The 22,374-nt window shown below is 43.6% G+C and carries 19 protein-coding genes; 8 read left to right on the top strand and 11 right to left on the bottom strand.

Annotated elements, in window-relative coordinates; genetic code table 11:
* Positions 1-48 precede the first annotated feature (48 nt).
* The 5 genes from DFR58_RS10185 to DFR58_RS10205 all read left to right on the top strand — a co-directional run bounded on the left by DFR58_RS10185 (position 49) and on the right by DFR58_RS10205 (position 5,731).
* Positions 49-540 (top strand): peptidylprolyl isomerase, encoded by a 492-nt coding sequence (locus DFR58_RS10185; RefSeq protein WP_207659214.1) that lies wholly within the window; start codon positions 49-51, stop codon positions 538-540.
* A gap of 217 nt (positions 541-757) precedes the next feature.
* Positions 758-1,468 (top strand): ABC transporter ATP-binding protein, encoded by a 711-nt coding sequence (locus DFR58_RS10190; protein ID WP_114297743.1) that lies wholly within the window; start codon positions 758-760, stop codon positions 1,466-1,468.
* A gap of 2 nt (positions 1,469-1,470) precedes the next feature.
* Positions 1,471-3,915, top strand: a complete 2,445-nt coding sequence (locus DFR58_RS10195) for a COG1361 S-layer family protein (RefSeq protein ID WP_114297744.1) — start codon at positions 1,471-1,473, stop codon at positions 3,913-3,915.
* A gap of 16 nt (positions 3,916-3,931) precedes the next feature.
* Positions 3,932-5,281 (top strand): ABC transporter permease, encoded by a 1,350-nt coding sequence (locus DFR58_RS10200; protein WP_242987538.1) that lies wholly within the window; start codon positions 3,932-3,934, stop codon positions 5,279-5,281.
* Positions 5,282-5,512: 231 nt separating this feature from the next.
* Positions 5,513-5,731, top strand: coding sequence for a zinc-ribbon domain-containing protein (locus DFR58_RS10205; RefSeq protein ID WP_114297746.1), 219 nt, complete (start codon positions 5,513-5,515; stop codon positions 5,729-5,731).
* Positions 5,732-5,798: 67 nt separating this feature from the next.
* Here DFR58_RS10205 and gatB read toward each other — a convergent pair whose 3' ends face one another.
* The 6 genes from gatB to DFR58_RS10235 form a co-directional block, all read right to left on the bottom strand.
* Entirely contained in the window at positions 5,799-7,226 is a 1,428-nt protein-coding gene (gene gatB, locus DFR58_RS10210) for an Asp-tRNA(Asn)/Glu-tRNA(Gln) amidotransferase subunit GatB (RefSeq protein WP_114297811.1), read from the bottom strand.
* Positions 7,227-7,236: 10 nt separating this feature from the next.
* Complete coding sequence (gatA, locus tag DFR58_RS10215; RefSeq protein WP_114297747.1) at positions 7,237-8,697, bottom strand: Asp-tRNA(Asn)/Glu-tRNA(Gln) amidotransferase subunit GatA; 1,461 nt, start codon at positions 8,695-8,697, stop codon at positions 7,237-7,239.
* Between the two features lie 68 nt (positions 8,698-8,765).
* Complete coding sequence (gene gatC / locus DFR58_RS10220; protein WP_114297748.1) at positions 8,766-9,053, bottom strand: Asp-tRNA(Asn)/Glu-tRNA(Gln) amidotransferase subunit GatC; 288 nt, start codon at positions 9,051-9,053, stop codon at positions 8,766-8,768.
* 558 nt (positions 9,054-9,611) lie between these two features.
* Positions 9,612-10,178: a hypothetical protein gene (locus DFR58_RS10225; protein WP_114297749.1), complete on the bottom strand. Its 567-nt coding sequence runs from the start codon at positions 10,176-10,178 to the stop codon at positions 9,612-9,614.
* A gap of 97 nt (positions 10,179-10,275) precedes the next feature.
* The gene (locus DFR58_RS10230; protein WP_207659211.1) at positions 10,276-10,878 is read right to left on the bottom strand and encodes a hypothetical protein; all 603 of its coding nucleotides are present in this window, start codon (positions 10,876-10,878) and stop codon (positions 10,276-10,278) included.
* 78 nt (positions 10,879-10,956) lie between these two features.
* On the bottom strand, positions 10,957-11,271 hold the full coding sequence (locus tag DFR58_RS10235; protein ID WP_114297751.1) for a hypothetical protein: 315 nt from the start codon (positions 11,269-11,271) through the stop codon (positions 10,957-10,959).
* 274 nt (positions 11,272-11,545) lie between these two features.
* On the opposite strand from DFR58_RS10235, the gene DFR58_RS10240 reads away from it, so the two are divergent.
* Complete coding sequence (locus tag DFR58_RS10240; RefSeq protein ID WP_114297752.1) at positions 11,546-12,541, top strand: hypothetical protein; 996 nt, start codon at positions 11,546-11,548, stop codon at positions 12,539-12,541.
* 98 nt (positions 12,542-12,639) lie between these two features.
* Positions 12,640-13,947 (top strand): nucleotidyltransferase, encoded by a 1,308-nt coding sequence (locus DFR58_RS10245; protein ID WP_341457397.1) that lies wholly within the window; start codon positions 12,640-12,642, stop codon positions 13,945-13,947.
* Here DFR58_RS10245 and DFR58_RS10250 read toward each other — a convergent pair.
* The 5 genes from DFR58_RS10250 to DFR58_RS10270 all read right to left on the bottom strand — a co-directional run bounded on the left by DFR58_RS10250 (position 13,934) and on the right by DFR58_RS10270 (position 20,332).
* Entirely contained in the window at positions 13,934-14,977 is a 1,044-nt protein-coding gene (locus DFR58_RS10250; protein ID WP_114297753.1) for an NAD(P)-dependent alcohol dehydrogenase, read from the bottom strand. The two genes, DFR58_RS10245 and DFR58_RS10250, sit on opposite strands and share 14 nt — an antisense overlap.
* Before the next feature lie 45 nt (positions 14,978-15,022).
* On the bottom strand, positions 15,023-17,164 hold the full coding sequence (locus tag DFR58_RS10255) for a glycoside hydrolase family 3 C-terminal domain-containing protein (protein ID WP_114297754.1): 2,142 nt from the start codon (positions 17,162-17,164) through the stop codon (positions 15,023-15,025).
* 38 nt (positions 17,165-17,202) lie between these two features.
* Positions 17,203-18,078 (bottom strand): carbohydrate ABC transporter permease, encoded by an 876-nt coding sequence (locus tag DFR58_RS10260; RefSeq protein ID WP_114297755.1) that lies wholly within the window; start codon positions 18,076-18,078, stop codon positions 17,203-17,205.
* Complete coding sequence (locus DFR58_RS10265) at positions 18,079-18,945, bottom strand: carbohydrate ABC transporter permease (RefSeq protein WP_242987541.1); 867 nt, start codon at positions 18,943-18,945, stop codon at positions 18,079-18,081.
* An 88-nt stretch (positions 18,946-19,033) separates the two neighbouring features.
* The gene (locus tag DFR58_RS10270; protein ID WP_114297757.1) at positions 19,034-20,332 is read right to left on the bottom strand and encodes an extracellular solute-binding protein; all 1,299 of its coding nucleotides are present in this window, start codon (positions 20,330-20,332) and stop codon (positions 19,034-19,036) included.
* A gap of 279 nt (positions 20,333-20,611) precedes the next feature.
* On the opposite strand from DFR58_RS10270, the gene DFR58_RS10275 reads away from it, so the two are divergent.
* A complete protein-coding gene (locus tag DFR58_RS10275) occupies positions 20,612-22,372 on the top strand; it encodes a sensor histidine kinase (RefSeq protein WP_114297758.1) in 1,761 nt (586 codons plus the stop codon).
* Positions 22,373-22,374: the final 2 nt, after the last annotated feature.

Raw genomic sequence — 22,374 nt, forward strand, 5'->3', positions numbered from 1 at the left:
AAAGAAAGGAAGATTATTTTGAGTCAAAATCCTATAGCATCAATTGAAATGGAAAACGGAGATATTATAAAGGTTGAGCTGTATCCCGATATTGCTCCTAATACCGTAAATAATTTTATTTCCCTTATAAAAGAGGGCTTCTATGACGGTCTTATATTTCACAGAGTAATACCCGGCTTCATGATTCAGGGAGGAGACCCTAACGGAAGCGGTACAGGCGGCCCCGGCTACAGCATAAAGGGAGAATTTTCAGCCAATAACTTTGAAAACAACCTGCTCCATGAAAAAGGCGTAATTTCAATGGCGAGATCCGCGGCTCCAAACTCAGCCGGTTCACAGTTCTTTATAATGGTTGAAAGCGCACCTCATTTAAACGGACAGTACGCTGCATTCGGAAAGGTAATAGAGGGCATTGAATTTGCAGACAAAATTGTTGCGGCAGATACCGATTTCAGGGATAAGCCCCGGCAGGATCAGAAAATGAAAAGGGTGACTGTTGACACCTTCGGTATAGATTATGCTGATGTAGAGAAGCTGTAGCAGTAAGTTGTCAATATATGCAGGATAAAAAATCAAAAGCAGCGGCAGCCATTTGAGGAACCCTCTATGGCTGTCTTTTTTGCCGATATTGACAAATATGCCGTTTAGGTTCGCTGTATTTTTTTTTATTTCCCTTAATGAAACTTTTTAGGTTTATTTTCGTCTTTAAATGGTAGCAATTTATATTTGTACAAATGATTAACGGGGGGTAATAAATTTGGAGGCCATAATTGAGCTTAGCGGAATAAGAAAGGTATACAGGGTGGGAAATGAAAAGGTTGTAGCTCTGGACAATGTCGATCTTTCCATAGAAAAGGGAGAGCTGTGTTGTCTTCTGGGTACGTCCGGCTCAGGCAAGTCCACTCTTTTAAACCTTATGGCAGGGCTTGAAAAGCCTACCCGCGGCCAGATACAGATAAAGGATACATATGTAGAGAAGTTGAATGAAAAAAAGCTTGCCGTCTTCAGACAAAATTATATAGGCTTTGTATTTCAATCCTATAACCTCTTACCCACACTGACCGCACTGGAAAATGTCAGCCTGCCTTTAGCTTTCAAGGGTGTTCCGAGATCAATAAGGGATAAAAAGGCAAAAGCTATGCTGGAAGCAGTCGGACTGGGCTCTCATTTCAAGCGCAAGCCGTCGCAGATGAGCGGAGGGCAGCAGCAAAGAGTGGGAATAGCGAGGGCCTTTGTGAGCAGGCCCGAGATTGTTTTTGCAGATGAGCCGACAGGTAATTTAGATTCAAAAACAACCAAGGATGTAATGGGTCTTATTACCGCAATGGCCCGGCAAAACAGCCAGACGCTTATAATTGTCACGCACGACATAAGCATAGCGGCATATGCCGACAAGATTATACATATACTTGACGGCAATATTGAAAAAACAGAAATAACTACACCTACAGGGGTTGAAAGGGGTTAATTATGAAAAGAGGAATATTGAATTTTTTAATGATTTTTGCGATTTTATTTCAAATTACAGCTTCACAGGTAGTGTTTGCGGATGATCCTTTAAGCATTACTTCTCCGGATATCACAATATCCGGCATTGAGATATCCGGGCGCAGCTCGTCCTCTAATGATATAGGAGAGGGAGATAAATTCAGACTGACATTTAAGCTGAACAACAAAAATTCGACAGAGACCTTAAAGAACATATCCGTGGCAATTAACAGCAGTTCATCATTTTCACCTGTGGATTCCGGCTCTGTAAAGTTCCTGTCAAAGGATCTGGCTCCGGGAAGCTCCGATGAGGTGATTTTCTATTTACAATACGATGGAGGAAGCAATACCAAGCTGCCTCTGACTATTAAATACACCCGGGGTGATGGCACAACAGTGTACGAGCAGAGTGATTTCATTGCTATAAGCGGTGCATCATCCGGCGGCTCGTCCTCGCCGTCTCCCTCATATCCCTCCGACACAACCAAATACGCTCCTCAGCTTATTGTTGCGGGCGATTCTCTCATTCCTACGGGATGGGCGGGAGGAAAGCTTTCTTTTTCACTTCCTGTAAGAAACAACAGCAGCTATGCCGCAAAGAACATAGTGATTTCCCCCGTTATAGACGACATCAGCGGTGGGCTGCTTTCTCTGGATAAGATGAACCTTTCGGTCAATGCCGAAGCTATGAAGGCAAATGAGGTGAGGGAATTCCCCTTCAGCTTTGATATTTCTCCCAATGCCGTTGCAAAGGTTTACCCTTTAAAGTTCAGCTTTCAGTATGCAAATGCCTATGGAAATACCTTCACCTCAGAGCAAATTATATATGTAAGAATAGGAAATGCTCTTAAATCCCCAAGAATTGTTGTGAATTCGGTTGTGACCGATCCATCCTCCATTCAGCCGGGAAACCCCTTCAAGCTTGACATAACCCTTCGCAATCAGGGGAATACGCCTGCAAAGGATGTAAGAGTATCTCTTACAGGGCTTAAAAACGACGGAATAAGCATTATAGGTTCTACCGACAAAAGGTACATTGACGGAATAAACGGAGGAAAGGAGGCCGTCCTCACCTATTCCCTCTCATGCTCTCCAAAGCTGGAAGGCGGCAGCAACGGCCTTACAGCCAAAATTGAATATAAGGATGAGTCCAATACAGAACATACTGAGGAAAGCCAGTTTTTCATAAACTCTCTTGGCAGTACTGAGCGGGCAAACGTTGAAATAAGCGGCATTACTTCCCCCGAGGGAAGTGTGAAGCCCTCGGAGGACTTCCAAATAGCCTTTGACTTACTAAATTCGGGAACCACCGATGCAGTGAATGTCAAGGTAAGCGTGGCAGGAGACAAGGATATAGTTCCTAAATCCGCCGATACAAAAATTTTGCCCTCCTTAAAAAAGGGTGAGTCACAGAAGCTCGTTTTTACCATGTTTGCCTCACAGGATGCCGTTACAAAAAACTATCCGGTTGCAGTCAATGTGGAATATGAAATAGATCAGGCGGGTACAAAGGTAAAGCAGTCGGTCTCGCAGTATGTCGGCGTGTATGTCGATAACGGGCAGGGTAAATCGGTGCCCAGAATAATTGTAGACAAATACAGCTTTGAGCCGTCACAGATTATAGCAGGAGAAAATTTCACGCTTGACATGTCCTTTATGAATACAAGCAAGCAAACCCCGATAGGAAACGTTAAAATTTCCATATCCTCCGACGACGGTATATTTTCACCCGTTGATTCAAGCAATACCTTTTTCGCAGACAGCATATCTCCTAAAGGCACAATTAAAAGAGATGTTGTTCTCCGACCTAAATCCGATGCCGAATCAAAGCAATATGTATTGAGCGTCAATTATGAGTATGAGGATGACAAGGGTAATCCTTACACCTCCAAGGACATAATCAGCATACCTGTTATTCAAACCCCCCGCTTGGTTACAGGGGAAATTTCCATATACCCTGAAGTCTTTGCAAATCAGCCTGTGCCTATATCCGCAGAGTTTTTCAATATGGGCAAATCTATTTTATACAACCTTATTATAAAAGCAGAGGGAGACTTTCAGGTACAGGGCTCATCCTATTTTGTAGGAAACTTTGAGCCTGGAAAAAGCGATATGTTCGATGTAACCGTTGTTGCTGCATCAGCCGGAGAGGCTAAGGGAAATATTATTTTCTCATTCGAGGATGCCTCAGGAAAGCCAATGGAAATAAGAAAGGATTTTACAATGAATGTAATGGACATGCCCCCGCCGCCGGATATGGAAGGCATGAATCCTGAAAACATGAAGCCTGAAGATGCTAACGGCGGACGCTTAAAGCTTATATTGTTTGCCGCAGGAGGGCTTGTTCTGTTAGCGGGAATAATTATTGCAACGGTAATTATACGCAGAAAAATCAAGGCAAGGAAGGATTTGATGCTGGATGAATAGCCTCGATCTAATCAGTATGGGTTTAAGAAACCTTTATAGAAGGAAAGCCCGAACGCTGCTCACGGTGCTTGGAGTTGTCATAGGTACGGCCGCAATAGTAGTTATGCTGTCCCTTGGAATAGGCATGAATGAACGTTCTGAAAAGCAAATAAGAAGCATGGGAAGCCTTAATATAATTGAAGTAAATAACTATGGAATGTACAATGAAAGCGGGAGATCAAGCCAGTCCTCTGTGTTAGACGATAAGGCGGTGTCACAGTTTTCCAATATGGAGGGGGTTGAGGCCGCCACTCCTATGCTTGAAACATACCTTAAGCTGGTGTCGGGAAAATACGTTGCCTATACCCAGCTTATAGGCATTGATACAAGGGTTATGAGCGCATTTGATTATAAGGTGTCGGAGGGAAGGCTTCTTCAGGAGGGAGAAGCCAATGCCATAGTTGCTGGGGTAAACATCCCTTACAATTTTTACAACCCCAAATCGGGGAACAGCTTCAGAGGATTTTATATGGGAGGCTCAGGTGAAGAAAAGCCTCCTGTCGACATTATGAATGATAAGCTGGAGCTTACCTTTGACATGAGCTATGGAGAAAAAAGGCCACCGGGAGGAACAGGCGACAATTCTCAAAACAAGCCTGCCAAGCTTTACAAAATTAAAGTTGCCGGACTGCTGGCTCAATCCAATGATGAAAAGGATTACAACATTTATATGGACATAAACCAGCTTAAAAAGATGATGAAGGAATATGAGCGGAGCCGGAGCCCTCAGGAAAGGCGCAGGAATACGCATCAGCAGCAGGAGAGCTATAACAGAGTTCTTGTAAAGGTTAAGGAGATAAAGGATGTTGACGCGGTACAGGAAAAAATAAAGCAAATGGGGTTTGGAACCTTCAGCCTTTCAGATATAAGAAAGTCCATGCAGGAGCAGGCAAGAACCATACAAATGGTGCTGGGAGGAATAGGTGCAATTTCTCTTCTCATAGCGGCACTGGGAATAACCAACACCATGATTATGTCAATATATGAGAGAACGCGGGAAATTGGAGTAATGAAGGTGTTGGGCTGTATGCTCGGAGACATAAGGCGTTTGTTCCTTTTTGAAGCGGGAATGATAGGTCTTATGGGGGGAATTGCCGGAATAGCGTTTAGTGTAGGTGCGTCTGCTCTTCTTAATTATGTGGGGGGAGGCTTTATGGAGGCAGGGGGAATATATATGGGAGATCCTTCCGAAAAAATATCCGTTATTCCGCTGTGGCTTATACTGTCTTCGGTGGGCTTTGCAGTCCTTATAGGCTTAGTCTCGGGATTTTATCCCGCAAGAAGGGCTATGAAGCTGAGTGCGCTTGAGGCTATAAAGACAGAATAGCTTGAACAATTATGCATGTAATAAGTAAAATTATGTATTTATATTGGGCAATAACCCCAATAATTCTTGAATTTATTTACATGTTATGTTATAATCAATTCCATATCAGTTAATGATATATAATATTATAATGATTTAATTTGTTTTTCAGACACTTGCCCTCCTTAAACATGTTTGGAGAGTCAAAGTCCAGAAATCAGTTAAATCCAATTTTTAAGGAGGGTATTTAATATGGCGGACAAAACTCTGGTATGCAAAGACTGTGGAGCGGAATTTATCTTTACAGAGGGAGAACAAGCTTTCTATCAGGAAAAAGGATTTGAAAACGAGCCACAGAGATGCAGAGACTGCAGAAAAGCAAAAAAGCAGCAGAGAAGGTCTAACAGTTCTGGATTTGGCGTTGGCAGGAATTCGGGTGGCAGGAATTACAGTGCAAATACCGGATGGTAAAAATTAAGCTTCAAAAAAGGAATTCTTAAGGCAGCTTCGCCCTAAGAATTCCTTTTTTATTTCACACCTACTTAAGCTCGTCCCTCAGTATCTTGTTTATAATCTGAGGATTTGCCTTCCCCTTTGTCTCCTTCATGGCCTGTCCCACAAGAAAGCCCATTGCTTTTTCCTTTCCGCTTCTATAGTCGGATACCGACTGCGGATTTGCCTCAAGCACTTTCCTGACAACGGAAACTAAGGCACCCTCGTCGCTTACTACCTGAAGCCCCTCTTCCTTTACGATGCTTTCGGGGTCCTTTCCCGTCTGGAACATCTTTTCAAAAACCTTTTTGGCTATGGTGCCGCTTATGCTTCCCTTGTCAATCATGTCTATCATGGCAGCCAGATACTGTCCCGGGAACGGAATATCCTGCACCTCCATATCCTTGTCCTTCAGAATCCTCATTAGATCTCCCATAATCCAGTTGCTCACAGCCTTTGAATTGCTGCTTTCGCTCACCGCCGCTTCAAAAAAATCGGCAAGCACCTTTGATGAGGTTATTATGGCTGCATCATATTCAGGAAGCGCATATTGGGAAATATACCTGTTTTTTCTGGCCTCGGGAAGCTCGGGCAGGGATTCCTTCACCTTTTGCACCCACTCCTCCTCCAAAACTATAGGCACAAGGTCGGGCTCGGGGAAATACCTATAGTCGTGAGCCTCCTCCTTGCTTCTCATAGTGTAGCTCATGCCCTTGGTATCATCCCATCTTCTCGTCTCCTGAACTATAGTGCCTCCAGATTCTATCTCTTCAATCTGCCTTTGGGATTCAGCTTCAATGGCTCTTATAATGGCCCTGAAGGAATTTAAGTTCTTCATCTCAGTCCTTGTTCCAAACTCCTTCTGCCCCTTAGGCCTTACCGAAAGGTTTACATCGGCCCTTAAAGAGCCCTCCTGCATCTTGCAATCAGATACCTCGGTATACTCCAAAATTGCCTTCAGGCTTTCCAAAAAAGCTCTGGCTTCCTCGGCGGATCTCATATCGGGCTCGCTTACTATTTCAATTAACGGCACTCCGCACCTGTTATAATCCACAAGAGTACCTGTCTCCCATTCGTCATGTATCAGCTTTCCTGCATCCTCTTCTATGTGTATCCTTGTTATTCCTATCCTTTTGCTTTTGCCGTCAACATTTATATCTATATGCCCCTCTTTGCACAGAGGGAGATCGTACTGCGACGTCTGATATGCTTTGGGAAGGTCAGGGTAAAAGTAATTTTTCCTGTCCTGCTTGCTGTAGCCGGCTATGGTGCAATTGGTTGCCAGCCCTGCCTTTACGGCATATTCAACGACATTTTTGTTAAGCACCGGCAGCACTCCCGGCATACCCGTGCATATGGGACAGCAATGCGTATTGGGGGCGCCTCCGAACTCGGTTGTGCATGAGCAGTATATTTTTGATTTGGTAGCAAGCTCGGAATGTACCTCCAGCCCTATAACTATTTCATACTCCATCTGTTTCACCTCAAATCTCCGCTTTATTTTTATGAAACTCAGTGTTTTGTTCAAATGTGTATCCCGCTCTTAGCAGGGTACTCTCCGAAAATGGCTTGCCAATCATCTGAAGCCCTATGGGCAAACCGTTCGCGTCCTTTCCGCAGGGTACTACAAGCCCCGGCAGACCCGCAATGTTTACCGATACGGTATATATATCCACAAGGTACATCTCAAGAGGATTCTCAGCCTTTTCTCCTATTTTAAAAGCAGTTGTGGGAGATGTGGGCCCAATAACCATGTCGTATTTCTCAAACGCCTCATCAAAGCCCTTTTTAATCAATGTCTTAACCTGAAGAGCCTTTTTGTAGTACGCATCATAATAGCCTGAGCTCAAGGCATACGTGCCAAGCATTATCCTTCTTTTTACCTCATTTCCAAAGCCTTCGCTTCTGGTCTGCCTGTAGAGGTCAAGCAAATCGGTGAACTTTTCAGCCCTGTACCCGTATTTTATTCCGTCATACCTTGCCAGATTAGAGCTGGCTTCGGCACAGGCTATTAAGTAATACGCGGGAATTGCATACTCGGTTATGGGCAGGGGAAATTCCTCCACCTCGGCTCCAAGCCTCCTGAACGTTTCAGCGGCATCAAGCACAGCTCTTTTTACATCGGGATTTAAGCCCTCCCCCAGATAATCTCTGGGTATGCCTATTTTCATCCCCTTGACATCATTCACCAAAGCCTTTGTGTAATCGGGATAATCTGTTTTGACAGAAGTGGAATCCATGCTGTCATAACCGCATATTGCATTAAGCACCAAGGCGCAGTCGGTTATATCCTTTGTCAAAGGTCCTATCTGGTCCAGAGAGGACGCAAACGCCACCAGCCCAAAGCGTGAAACGGCTCCATAGGTGGGCTTTAATCCCACTGTGCCGCAAAACGAGGCAGGCTGCCTTATAGATCCCCCTGTGTCCGAGCCTAAAGAAAATATTGACTCATGAGCCGCCACCGATGCCGCAGCTCCTCCGCTGGAGCCTCCCGGCACCCTTTCTAAATCCCACGGGTTTTTGGTCTGCTTGAAAAACGAATTCTCGGTAGATCCGCCCATAGCAAACTCGTCCATGTTAAGCTTGCCTAAAAGTATTGCATCGGAATTATAAAGCTTTTTAACAACAGTGGCATCGTATGGGGGTACAAAATTCTCAAGCATTTTTGACGCACAGGTAGTCTTTATGCCCATAGTGCATATATTATCCTTTAAAGCCATAGGTATTCCGGCAAGGGGCGAGACAGGCCCATCCCTGTCAATCTTGTCCTGAACACTCTGCGCCCTTTTCAATGATTCTTCCTTGCAAACCGTTATATAGCTCTCCAGACTGGAATCAAGCTTTTCAATTCTGTCCAGCAGCGATCCCGTTATTTCCACTGCACTTGCTTTTCTGTCTTTAATAAGCCGTCCAAGCTCATGCGCTGTAAGTTGGTATAACTCCACTCTATCTCCTCCAATCATTATAGGCACATCATAAATTTTATTTCTAAATTGAAGCCCTTTAAAAAGGCCTACTCAACCACCTTAGGCACTTTAAAGCAGCCATCCTCACTCGACGGGGCATTACTTAAGATCGTATCCCTGTCAAACGACTGGCTGCATATATCCTCTCTAAAAACGTTCTGCACCGGCAGAACGTGTGAGGTAGGCTGAATACCTTCAGTATCAAGCTCATTTAACTTATCAACATAAGAAATAATGCTTGCCATTTCTAAAGTAAGCTTTTCTTTTTCCTGCTCGGAAAGGTTAAGCCTTGCAAGATTTGCAACATGTTCAATGGTTTCTTTTGTTATTTTCATAAAGTTCCCTCCCACTTATTAGAAATATTATATAAAATGACACACACCTCGTCAATGATTATGGCATCTAAACTATATACACAAAAATATTATTGCCAATAATCGCTATCAAAACGCCTGATATTATGATATACGATATAAGCATGGGAAAATCCTCCTTAACGCACTCTTTAAGGAGGATTTTCCCTGTACACTGTCTCTTTTTAACAGACCTTTACTGAAGCGACCTGTCTTTTTTTGTATTTATTTTAATACATCAGCAATACTATCATATATTAATATGGAAATTTGTCAATAGCTATTTTATTTTTAATAAATTACATTTAATATAATAATACACCTTTTAAGTTAACTATTACAACAAAAAAAAAGCGACCTTTGTATAAGTCGCTTCCCCTATAAAGGAGGTAAAAGTATGTTAAAAAGTTTAAGTGTACAAAATGAATTATAAAAGAATAATTCGGATATGTCAACACCTGCTTGTAAAAAATATACATCACTATTATATATTTTACTATTTTTTAACTATATATTAAAACTACTTAAAGCAAATGCCTATTATGCCGTGCATTTCTCAATAAGCTTTTTAATGGCTTCTCCCAATTCCCCGTCTGTGCAGATGCCCGGAATAACCCTGCCGGGGACAGCATAATTCATCTGGTATGTTCCATCCTCACTCCGCCTTGTAGCATTTAGCACTATACCCGTACTTTTGCAATACTTCACCGATATGCTGCGCTTCCCGTCAGAAAACTCCCTCCAGCCCTTAAAGCCCAGATTCGCCATAAGCTTGGTGTCAGAGCAAGGCACCCCTCCCTCACATTTTCTCATGGCAGCTCTTACTGACTGCCCCAAAATGCAGGAATTATACGGCATATTCAGGAACATAGGACTCCCTGTTGCTCTCCCCATACCGCACATGTCCTTAACATAAGATATTACCGTAACATTGTTGTGCCTGTCAAAAAACACGCTTACATTTCCAAAATTTTCAGGGTTTGAAGAAAAATTAGCATTATTTTTTTCATATGATTTTTTTTTCAGCCTTAGCAGCAGCCCAATAAAAATAAAGACAACAACAAGAATACCCAAATAAAAAAGATATATGGAATAATTTCCTCTCATTCTTTGCCCCCATAACAAAAGTTTTTATGTGCTTTCAAAACACCAACAAAATCAGCTTATAAAGCTTTACTTAACATATTTCACATAATCTGCGGCTTTAACTGATTTCACAATATTTTTCCGCAAGCTGCCTGCCTGTTTGAGTCTTGAAAATAAAATGAAGCCCGCCCCGGGACAAAAATGATGATTTTTCTATCAAAACTATGTCATACGGCACATACCTTTTTATGCCCGGAGAACTATCTCCGTTTTTATCCGGGCTGTTCATACTGACCTTTACTTCAATGACGCTTCCCCTCTGGGCTATATCAAGTATTTTTATTCTGTATTCAGGTAAATAAACCTCTCCCAATGTGCAATACATCAATATGTATTTATTGAAATCGGTGCTTAAGACTTTATCCTTAAGCCTGACCGCTAAATCCTCCTCAAGCTGCTCTTCCAAGCCTTTATAGGCTCCTGCATTTGCAATAATTCCCATTTTCATTCCATCAGGATAGTTATCCAGCGTCCATTTGTCATAAGCAGTATCTCTTTTAATGCTGCCAAATCTGCCCTCATATTCCGAATACCATTCAAAATCTATGCCATACACCTGATTTATTGCCCCAAGCGAGTAGGCTGAAAGCAGAGCCATCATTACCGTTATTACAAGCAAAATAAAGTGTGTCCTTCTCATTTTTTCACCTGTGTATTTCAATATATTTAGAAGACATTCTTCACAAATCGAAAAATGCCTCCCCAAAATAGTATTATATCACAAATTAATACAGTCTGTTTAATATGCGGGCTCTATAACTTTATTATATTCTTCGTAATACAAGTACAGTATTCCCTTTATAACGTCATTATGATTTTCAAAGGTTACTGGATAAAGGTCTTCCGCATCAATCTGCACACAAACCGAAATGTCGTACTTATCTCTGTTGTCGACAGCAATGCTTATAATATCAATGGCATCGACAGGCTTGTGATATACGTATATCCAATGTTCCACATCCTCATCCAAAGTAATTTGCTTATCATAATATCTTTCCAGGAATTTCCTTATTTCCCCTCTTTGCTCAGAGCATAAACTAACAGCAATAGACATCCATCTGCCTCCTCAATTCACATAGCACAGCGAGCTACAAAATATTTAAAGGATATACCCAAAAAAGCGTATAACCTCTTTAGTTTATAATTTGACAAAGCTTTTTAAATTCCTTTATGTAATTATTTCATGCTATGTCAGACACTTCAACTTTATATAAAGGCACCCGCCGGTATTATAATGTGAAGTTAATGAAATAATAATAATAATAAAATTCATGTATAAAATTAATAGCACCGGAAGAAAGGACAGTATAGAACTGTAATAATTAATTATGATTATGATAAAACACCATACATTTAAGATTGCTTTATTTGTGACAGTATTAAGCCTGCTCCTTACAGGCTGCGGACAGAAATCGGAAGGCTCCGATCCTAAGGCTCAGAAAATGGAGGGTACAGAGCAAGGCGATAAAATACCTGAGCAATTAATAAAGCTTGAAGCAAGCATTGAAAAAATAATTAAGGATTTAAACGGTCCTGCCGTAGAAACACAGCAGGAGAAAGGCGATGAAGGCGGAAAAAAGGAGGAGAAGGGCTCTGATACGGAAAGCTCCTCCGGCGAAAGCGGCAGCTCTGGGGAAGCCTCCGATACTAAAAGTTCGTCTGATGAGGAAAGCGAAGACTCGGATAAAAGCAAGACGGGGGAGGAGGATACCAAAAAAGACAATGGACAAAAAAAGGAGGGCGAAAAAAAGGAAGGCGGACAGGATAAGCAACCCCTTGACTCTATTTTCCCTACAATAAACAACCTTCACTATCAGTGGAACGGGTATATGCCTATGGCGGTGAAAAAAGGGGCAAACAACGTACTTGTAGACAATTTCAGCAAAGCCCTTAACAACCTCACAGGCACCGCACTGGAAAATAACTCCGCAAAAACCCTGCTGGCTGCAAACTCGTTATACCGTCATGTGCCTGACCTATACTCTTTGTATAAAACAAGCGTGTCCCCCGAAATAAAGAGGATAAGGTACTATATAAGAAACGCAATGCTTTGCTCAATAAGCTCGGACTGGCAAACCGTTCAAAAGGATATGGCCAGCTTAAAATCGTCCTGGGCACTGTACAAGAACACACTTGATAAGGAGCAGCAGTCTGATTCAAACATGCTTGACTTTTCCATATCTGAGCTCGACAAGGTGATACAGGAAAAGAGCGGAGCGCTTATAAGCATAAAAGGAAAAATTGCTCTCTCAAATGTTGAAGCACTCGAAAAGGCCGTCAACAAAAAGGCTAATTCTGAAGCCGGGCAGGGCTCATCTCAGTAAAAGCAGCCAATCGGTAATTTTGTGCGAATACTTGTAAGCCATTAGCTTTTGGGCTATAATTTTAGGGAACAAATTTTTTTAGAAAGGCTTTGCTGTAAATGAATTTGAAGGCGACAGGCTTAATTGTAGAGTACAATCCCTTTCATAACGGACACCTGCATCACCTGCGGCAGTCAAAGCAAATAAGCGGGGCAAATTGCACTGTATGTGTGATGAGCGGAAACTTCATACAGAGAGGCGAGCCCTCCATTGTAAACAAATGGGCGAGAACTGAAATGGCTTTAGCCTCAGGAATTGACCTTGTGCTTGAGCTTCCTGTCGTTTATTCAATGTCAAGCGCAGAGTTTTTTGCGTATGGAGCAGTCAGGCTGCTGGACAGCACCGGCGTTGTGGACAGTATTTGCTTCGGCAGCGAAAGCGAGAGCATTCAAGAGCTGGACACACTGGCAAGCGTACTGGCCGACGAGCCTGCCTCTTATAAACGGCTGCTGAAAGAAAATCTTGCCCGGGGGCTGTCATATGCCTCCTCGCGTGAAAAGGCTCTGCAAAGCTATTTTCCGGCTTCCTCAGGCATAGAAGCAATTTTGAACTCGTCAAACAATATACTCGGAATAGAGTATTTAAAGGCTCTTAAGAGACTAAACAGCAACATGCTGCCGTTTACAATAAAGCGCATACACAACGAGTATAATTCTATAGAAATGACCGGCAGTATTTCCAGTGCCACCTCTATAAGGAAAAATATTTTCAGCAGCCCGGGCGACGCCGTTTATTCATCACAGGCAGAAAAAGCTCTTCCCTCTTATGTCACCTCCATTCTGGATAAGGAGTTTAATGCGGGAAGGGGACCCATTTGCTCCTCGCGCTACGAAAGCATTATTATAAGCAGTATACGCAGTGCACCTGCCAGTGCCTTAAGGAAGCTTCCATACGTATCCGAGGGCATGGAAAACAGGCTTAAGTCGGCGGCGGCAGAAGCAGGAAGCTTAAATGAATTGATTGACAGAATCAGCACCAAAAGATATCCTAAAACCCGCATACAAAGAATACTTTTCAGCATACTGACAGGTGTAACGGGAGAAGAGCTGGAGAACTTCAGCGCATACTCGGGCCCCCAATATATAAGGGTTCTGGGCTTCAACGGCACAGGCAGGCTTTTGCTTTCCCAAATCAACAAAAAAGCCACTCTTCCCGTGATTGTAAAAGCAGCCGGTTTTAAAAATTCATGCAATCCCCTTTTGAGAAGGATGCTTCAAATTGAAGCTCATGCAACGGATCAGTATGTTCTGGGGTACTCAAATCCAGAGTTTAAAAAGGCGGGACAGGAGTTTACACAAAACATAATTTTAAAGGGACACCCCCCTTGCCTTTCAGGGGATATCCCTTTGCCGCTTACATCTCTATGACCATCTTTATAATATCACTTTTGTTTTGTACGTGGTACTCAAGAGCTTCTGAAATATTGTTAAGCTTATAGCTGTGAGAGACTATTTTCTTTAAGGGTATGCTGCCGCCCTTCACTGCCTGTATGGCCCCGCCGTATATATTGCGGTACCTGAAAACCGTTTTTATCTCGGCCTCTTTAAACAGTATATCCCCGAAGTCAAACATAATGCTGGTCTTACTGCCCATACCTACCAGTACGACAGTACCCCCTCTTTTTACCGCTTTGCCGCAGCTTTGTATGGCCTTCTCCGCACCTGTCATTTCATATACCATATCCACGCCCTGCCCGTCGGTCAATTTCATTACCTCGTCGATTACATCACATTTTGAGACATCAAAGACCGCCGACGCTCCAAGCTCCTTGGCCTTTTCCATTCTGAGACCAACCATATCGCACATATAAATATCCGATACCCCCTTGCTTTTCAACGCCATAAGCGTTACAAGCCCAATGCAGCCGCAGCCGAAAATCAGAGCAGATTTACCTAAGTCCGCTCCTCCCTGATTTGCGGCATGTATTCCAACCGAAAGAGGCTCTATTAATGCCCCCTCCACAAAGCTCATATTATCGGGCAGCTTGAAGGCCCACTCGGGCGGGTATGCCACATATTCCGCAAATACTCCGTCAACCGGCGGAGTGGCAAAGAAAATCACATGGGAGCATAGATTATACCTTCCCTCCTTGCAAAAGCCACACTTGCCGCAAGGCACCCCCGGCTCTAAGCTCACCCTGTCTCCCACCTTGAATCCCGATACGCTCTTTCCAACCTCACATACAACTCCCGCACTCTCATGCCCCAGTATAAAGGGGGGCTTAACAACAAAATCCCCTATGGCGCCTTCGGTGTAGTAGTGAAGATCCGATCCGCACACTCCCACCGTATGAACCTTTACGAGTATCTGATTGTCCCCGCATACCGGCTTATCTATCTCTTCAAGCCGTACATCACGTATCCCGTGCATCACTGCTGCTTTCATTTTTTCCGGCATTTTCCTCTCCTCCTTGTGTCGTGTGAGCTTGCTGTTTAAGTATTTTTATTCTACAGTAAATATCGCTTCAAGAGGTGCTCTGCCCAACAGCTCAACACTTCTCGCATCGGGCTGGGCCCCCCCTGCATATATGGTAAATTGTCCGTTTTCTATATAACGCCTGCCTTCCTCGTCAACTATCGTCATTGCATCAGGGGAAATTTCAAAGCCGACCGTTTCCTTTTGCCCCGGGCTTAAAGAAATGCGCTTAAAGCCGCACAGGCTGTATTTAGGAACCCTTACCGATGCCTCCATGTCCTTGATATATAGCTGCACCACCTCATCGGAAGCTGTGCTGCCGGTATTCTGCACATCAACGCTCACACATATGCCTTGCCCGTTTTTTATAGTGTTATGGGAGCATTTAATGCCTGAATACTGAAAGCTGGTATATGACAGCCCAAATCCAAAGGGGTAGAGTGCCTCATTATTCATAAATTTATACGTTCTGTTGTCCATTGAATAATCCTCAAACGGAGGTAGCTCCTCTGTCGATCTATAGAATGTGACAGGCAGCCTTCCCGACGGTGAATAATCCCCGAATATAAGCTCGGCAAGAGCCTGCCCGCCTTTCGATCCGGGATACCAGCACTGTATGACGGCGGCGTTATCGGGAACCTCCCCTATTGCCAGCGAGCTTCCGGAGCACAGTGCGATTATGGTGGGCTTGCCTGCTTTAAGCACCGCCTTCAGCAGCCTTTGCTGGGACTCGGGCAAATTAAGGTCTGCCTTGTCTCCGCCTGCGTCAAGGATTACGGTGCCCTGATCGTTTTGCTCTCCCTCAATGGAAGCATCCAGTCCAATACAGAGAACAACGGCATCGCTCCTCTCCGATACCGAAACCGCCTCCGCTATCCTGTCATCCTGCTGCGCCAAGTCCTCCACTCTGTTCATGTAAAGATGACAGCCCGGAGCATACCATACCCGTGTATTGTGTGATACCCTTTTGCGTATGCCCTCTAAAAGAGTAATGTTATGTGAGGCCGTACCGCTATAGTTGGCCTTCAGGACAATCTCACTGTCTGCGTCGGGCCCTATAACGGCAATATTTTTTATTTTTGCCGGATCCAGAGGCAATACCGCTGTATTCTTGAGCAGAACCATGGATTTTCTGGCGGCTTCAAGCGAAACCTTATTATGCTCCTCGCTGTCATTTATTTCATAGGGAATACTATTAAACTCACAGTCATCATCAAACATCCCGAGCTTCATTCTGGTTGTCATAAGCCTTACAGCCGCACGGTCTATATCCTCCTCGGAAACAAGCCCCTCATTGAGCGCAGTAAGGATATGCAGGTATGTGTTTCCACAGTTTAGATCACAGCCGTTTTTAAGAGCCATTGCAGCCGATTCCGGAGCTGTTGATGTCACATGGTGGTTTTCATGGAAATCCTTTATTGCCCAGCAGTCGGACACCACATGTCCGTCAAAGCCCCATTTTCCCCTCAGTATGTCGCCAAGCAGCGTTTTACTTCCACAGCATGGCTCTCCGTTTGTGCGGTTATACGCTCCCATAACAGACTCAACACCCGCCTCCTTCACCAGAGCCTCAAATGCCGGAAGGTATGTCTCATAAAGATCCTTTTGAGATACTACGGCGTTAAAATGGTGCCTGTCGTTTTCGGGACCGCTGTGTACTGCAAAATGCTTGGCACAAGCGGCGGTTTTCAAGTGCCTGCCATTCCCCTGAAGCCCTTTTACAAATGCCACCCCAAGTCTGGAGGTCAGGTAGGTATCCTCTCCGTAAGTCTCATGGCCTCTTCCCCATCTGGGGTCTCTAAAAATGTTTACGTTAGGGGACCAGAAGGTTATTCCCTTATATATCTCCCTGTCATCCTTTTTTACACTTTCATTGTATTTGGCTCTTCCTTCATCGGCAATGATTGCAGCTATTTTCTCAAGATAACTGTCGTCAAAAATTGCCGCAAGGCCTATTGCCTGTGGAAACACCGTGGCAACACCCGCACGGGCAACACCATGCAGAGCTTCATTCCACCAGTTATACCTCGGTATTCCCAGCCTTTGCACTGCGGGAGCGTCATATCTTAACTGCGAGGCCTTTTCCTCTGTTGTCATTCTCGATACAAGATCGACGGCCCTATCTTTAAAGGATAGATTCTTGTCTAAATATCTGTGAGTAGCTTCCATAAACAATCCTCCCTAGTTTATTCCATAACATATTTATATTACCCTTTTACTGCTCCGACTACAAGGCTGTCCTGAACTTTTTTGCTCATTAATGCATATATAATCAATGTAGGTATAGTCGCCACCGTCAGGCCCGCTCCCATTGGCCCCCATTCTACAGTATACTGTCCCGCCAGAGACTGTATTCCCACTGTAAGAGTTTTATATTTTGCATCATTTATAAAAACAACTGCAAACATCAGCTCATTCCACGCCTGCAGGAAGGTAAATATCGCTATTGTGGCTATTGCCGGCTTCATAAGAGGAAATATAATGCTGTAAAATATTCTGTAAACACTGCAGCCGTCAATACATGCGGCCTCCTCAAGCTCTCTGGGTACGGATGCCATAAACCCTGAGAAAATCAATATTGCCATCGGTATTGCAAACGCCGTATATGGAATAATCAGCGCAGCATAGGAGTTAATAAGCTTAAAGCTTCTTAACATAATAAATATGGGAAGCAGCGCGGAGTGTATGGGAACGGTAAGCCCCAGTATAAAAAGAGCATTTAAGCGTCCCTTAAGCTTAAACACCATCCTTGTCAAGGCATATGACGCCATAAGCGATATAGCTGCCGTCAATACTATGGTTACGCCGGTTACAATTACGCTGTTTAAGAAGTACTGACCCACATTTCCACCTATAAACGCCTTGCTGTAATTTGACCACAGCCATTCACCGGGCAGGCCTACAGGATTTCCTCCGAATATTTCGGAATTGCTTTTTAATGAAAACGTAATCATCCAGTAAAGAGGAAAAAGCTGAATAACAGCTATTGCAAACAGCATTGCATAAAGCAGAATTTGCGAAATGCCCGGAAGCCGCACTTTTTTAATTTTTTTCCCCTGCAGGGGCTTTAATGCTCCTGTCATTTAACCCTCTCCCTTCCTTCTGAATATTCTTTCAACAACCATTGAAAGCACAAAGCATTCAATTATAACAAACACTGCCATAGCACTTCCATATCCATACTGATTTCCTTTAAAAATTGTACTTACCATAAGCGTGCTGGTTACCTCACTGGCATGGGCAGGCCCCCCTCCCGTGAGGACATATACAAGATCAAACACCTTCAAGGACCCTGTTACTGCGAATATGACACATACCTTAAGCACAGGCTTTAACATGGGTATTGTTATTTTAACCGAGGTATTCCACCAGGATGACCCGTCTATTACTGCCGCTTCATATATATCAGTCGAAATAGATTTGATTCCCGCATACATCAGTAGCATGTGGTAGCCTATATACTGCCATATAATAGGTACAAACGTAGCGAATAAAGCGGTTTCAGGATTGCCGAGCCATTCGTTTGTCAGGACCTCCAAGCCTATCGAGCGCAATAAAATATTCAAAAGTCCGTATTCAGGGTTAAATATCCTCATCCACAACTGGCCTATAACAACCGTTGAAATTATAACCGGTATAAAATAAATGGTAATAAACGCTCTTTCAAATTTCACGCCCTTGGCCAAAACCATTGCAAGCAGAAGTGATATGGGAAGCTGGATCAGCACCGAGGCTACAGCCAAAACCAAGGAATTAGCCACTGATTTAAGAAATATGCCGTCGGAAAAAAGGTCTGTAAAATTTTTCAGGCCTATAAAATCCCCCTTCCCGAACCCGCTCCAATCCTGCAGGCTATAGTAGGAAGACATGGCTATAGGTACGCAGATAACCAGTATAAACATAATAAGTGCCGGAAGCAGAAACAATATTATAGCTTTTTTATCATTCATAACCTTATCCAAAATAATTCACTTCCCCTCTAATGTAGCGGGACACCCCTCACTTTACCGAGGAATGTCCCTGTATGGCAGATGACGGCTATTTATATATTGTCTGAAGCTTGTCTACAAACTGCTGAGGGGTTGCAGTACCTATAAACAGCTCCTGCAGAGCGTTAAGGTATGTTTCTGTGTCCTTGCCCTCAAGCATTGTATCCCACCAGATTGTATATGACTCAGCATCGCTTGTGAGCTTAACCACATCAACCAGGCACTTGTTTATCTTGCTCTCGTCAACCTCCACCTTCCACGCCGGCATTGATGCCCCGGCCTGATACGACTCCCTTGCCATGTTCTCGGCGAAGTACATCTGGAACTTAACAGCCTCTTCCTTATTTTTAGTATTTGCGCTGACCATCACGGCATCAACCGCTCCGCCGGTATACTCCTTTATATTTCCCGCTCCCCCGGGAAGCTCTGGGAAGGCAATGGGTATAATCTTTCCGGACACCTTGGAGCTTTCTCCCTCGGCCTTTCCTGCCGTCCAGCTCCCCTTGAACATCATGGGTATTTTACCCTCAAAGAAGGGAACCTCGGCCTCGTCGTTGGATATTCCGGAGGCTCCGGTTGAAAACGCGCCGGCATCTATAAGCTCTTTAAACCTCTGTGCTGCGTTAAGGAACTCAGCATCCTTGAAGGAGCCCTGCTTGCTCAAGGTTTTTGTAATTTTCTCAGACCCTGCGGCCCTAAGTGCCATAACATCAAAATACATGGCTATCGTCCACTTGTCCTTGCCTGATACCGCCATAGGAGTAATTCCCTTTGCTTTAAACTCCTTTATGGCTGTCAAAAGCTCATCATAGGTGGAAGGGATTTTTATATTATTGCTTTCAAACATTTCCTCGTTTACAAACAGCCCTCCGACTGAAAGCAAAAACGGCAGTCCGTAGGTTTTTCCGCCATACTGGACATTAACCAAGCCTCCGTTTACAATTTTGCTTTTAACATCCTCTGTGAGGTATTCGTCAATTGCCAAAACCCTATTTGCGTCTATAAACGGCTTTGAAAAGCCTGCTCCCCATGTTGAAAAGAGGTCGGGCAGCTCGTCGGCCGCAGCCATTGCTTTAATTTTCGTCTTGTACGCTTCATTTTCGTTTGTATCAACAATAATTTTTACATTCTGATTTTCCTTTTGGTAATCCTCTATTACCTTTTTAGCAGAGGCAGTAAAGGGATCTGTGTCCGAGCCCCATATATGGCTGAATTTCAGTTCAATCTGCCCTTTATTTCCCGTTCCGTTGCTGCCGGGTGTACTCTGCCCGCACGCCGCCAGGCTGAGAGCTATAACCCCTGCGACCCCCAGTGCCAGTCCTCTTTTAAATACTGAGCCTTTCCACATATTGTTTCCTCCCTTAAATTAATATGATTATAGCCATATGATACTTTCAATTCAAAGGAAAGTACACGCAAAATGATTACTTAAAATCATGCAATATTTTTACCCTAAGCTATTGTTATCTCCTTTGCAAAAGATTTTTAGTCTGGCAAAGACGAAAAAACGGCGACGGAATTGTTCGCGGTTTTTGAGTGCGTTGACTATAACTGTGGTATAATAAATGTTGCGCTGTATATTGTGAGCTGAAATTGTCGTAGAAAATATAACGGAGTGACGCATCAAATGACGTACTTTAACAAGGCTGTCAACAGTATAAAAGCATTGTTTTTAAATTCCTCAATAAAGCATAAAATGCTCATTGTATTCACCGCCTTTATGCTTTTTTACATTTGCATCAGCTCAGTAATATATATCAATATCCTAAGCAGAGAAACCACCAGCCAGATAAGTCAGCACTCTCACAAGACAACCGAGCTGATACGCTCAAATATAAACGCCCTCGTGCAAAGCGCAAGCAATATCTCAAGGATTTTTACAATAAATTCTACAGTGAGGAAATACCTTTCAGACCCGAAGCCCTCTATCGAGCTGTCGGGCAGTGTTAATGAGATATTGTCCAATACTCATATAACCTTTGCAAATATTGACTCTATATACCTTTATAACCTCTATGGCTCCTGTCTGAGATCCACAAAATTCTTAACCTTCTCTACTGTGGAGGATATTACTCATTCCCCCATGTACAAGGAGCTTCTTGACTTAAGGGGAGGGTACAAAATCAGCATTAACGCCGAAAAAACCCTGTTTTCAACCTCGGGAGAAAACCTCATCTCTGTGGCAAGGGTGATAAACGACATAGACAGCCTTATGCCCATAGGCGTGCTGATTGTAAACATATCCGAAAGCAGCCTTTCGGATATTCTTCAGGAAGCGGGAGCAAATCCCTCCTCCTCCTTTGTAATTTTAGACGCCGACAATAATTCAGTTATAAAGAATTCCGCTTCCTATGAGATCTATAGCCCTTACTTCCCTGAGTCCGGAGATACCGAACGCATTGTAAGCATCAATAACGAAAGGTATTTCATATATAAGCTGGACGTTGCCGAAATGGGCTGGAAAATAATAATCTGCTCAAGCCTTTCACACCTGTCCTATGGCACAAGAACTCTGAATATAGTGTATGTCGTGTTTATTGGAATAACCATTCTGCTGTTTATACTTGGCTCGGTGTTTACCGCAAATCTCATAACCTCGCCCATAAAAAAGCTTATAAACTCCATGCAGGGAGTTACCCGCGGCGTTTTTAAAAGGGTGAGCTATAACACGGGGAACGACGAAATAGGAGAGCTGAAAAACAATTACAACCTGATGATTATAGAAATTAACAACCTTATTATAAAGCTGGTTGACGAGGAAAAGCAAAAGATGAAGCTTGAGCTGGGTATGCTGAATGAACAGATAAAGCCACATTTTCTATATAACACCTTAGACAGCATTGCCTTCCTCGCCCTGTCGGATAATAACACCGGCGTTTATGAATCTCTGAATGCCCTAGCGGGCTTCTACAGGATGAGCCTCAGCAAAGGCTCCGAAACAATAAGCCTTTCCGATGAGGTAAAGCTTGTGAAAAACTACCTGACGCTGCAAAAGCTAAGGTACGGCGAAATCATTACGGATGAATACAATATTGAAGGTAATGCTATGCAAATAAAGATATTGAGAAACATATTGCAGCCGTTGGTTGAAAACTCCATTTATCACGGAATCAGACCTGGCGGTGAGGCAGGAGTTATTAAAATTTCGGCATACACAACGCCGGAGTACCTTTTCATTTCGGTAGAGGATGACGGAATAGGCATGGACTCCTCCGAAATACAGAGCATAGCAAGCGGCAAGCTGGAGCAGAATCAGGCCAGCTTCGGCTTAAGAGGCACAATCCGGCGCCTCAGCATTCATTATGGTACGGACGATATATACACAGTTGAAAGTGAAAAATATGCCGGTACAAAAATCACACTCAAGATTCCTTTGCAGGGAGGTTAACG

Source organism: Anaerobacterium chartisolvens (genome assembly GCF_003337415.1).
Classification (GTDB): Bacteria; Bacillota; Clostridia; order Acetivibrionales; family DSM-27016; genus Anaerobacterium; species Anaerobacterium chartisolvens.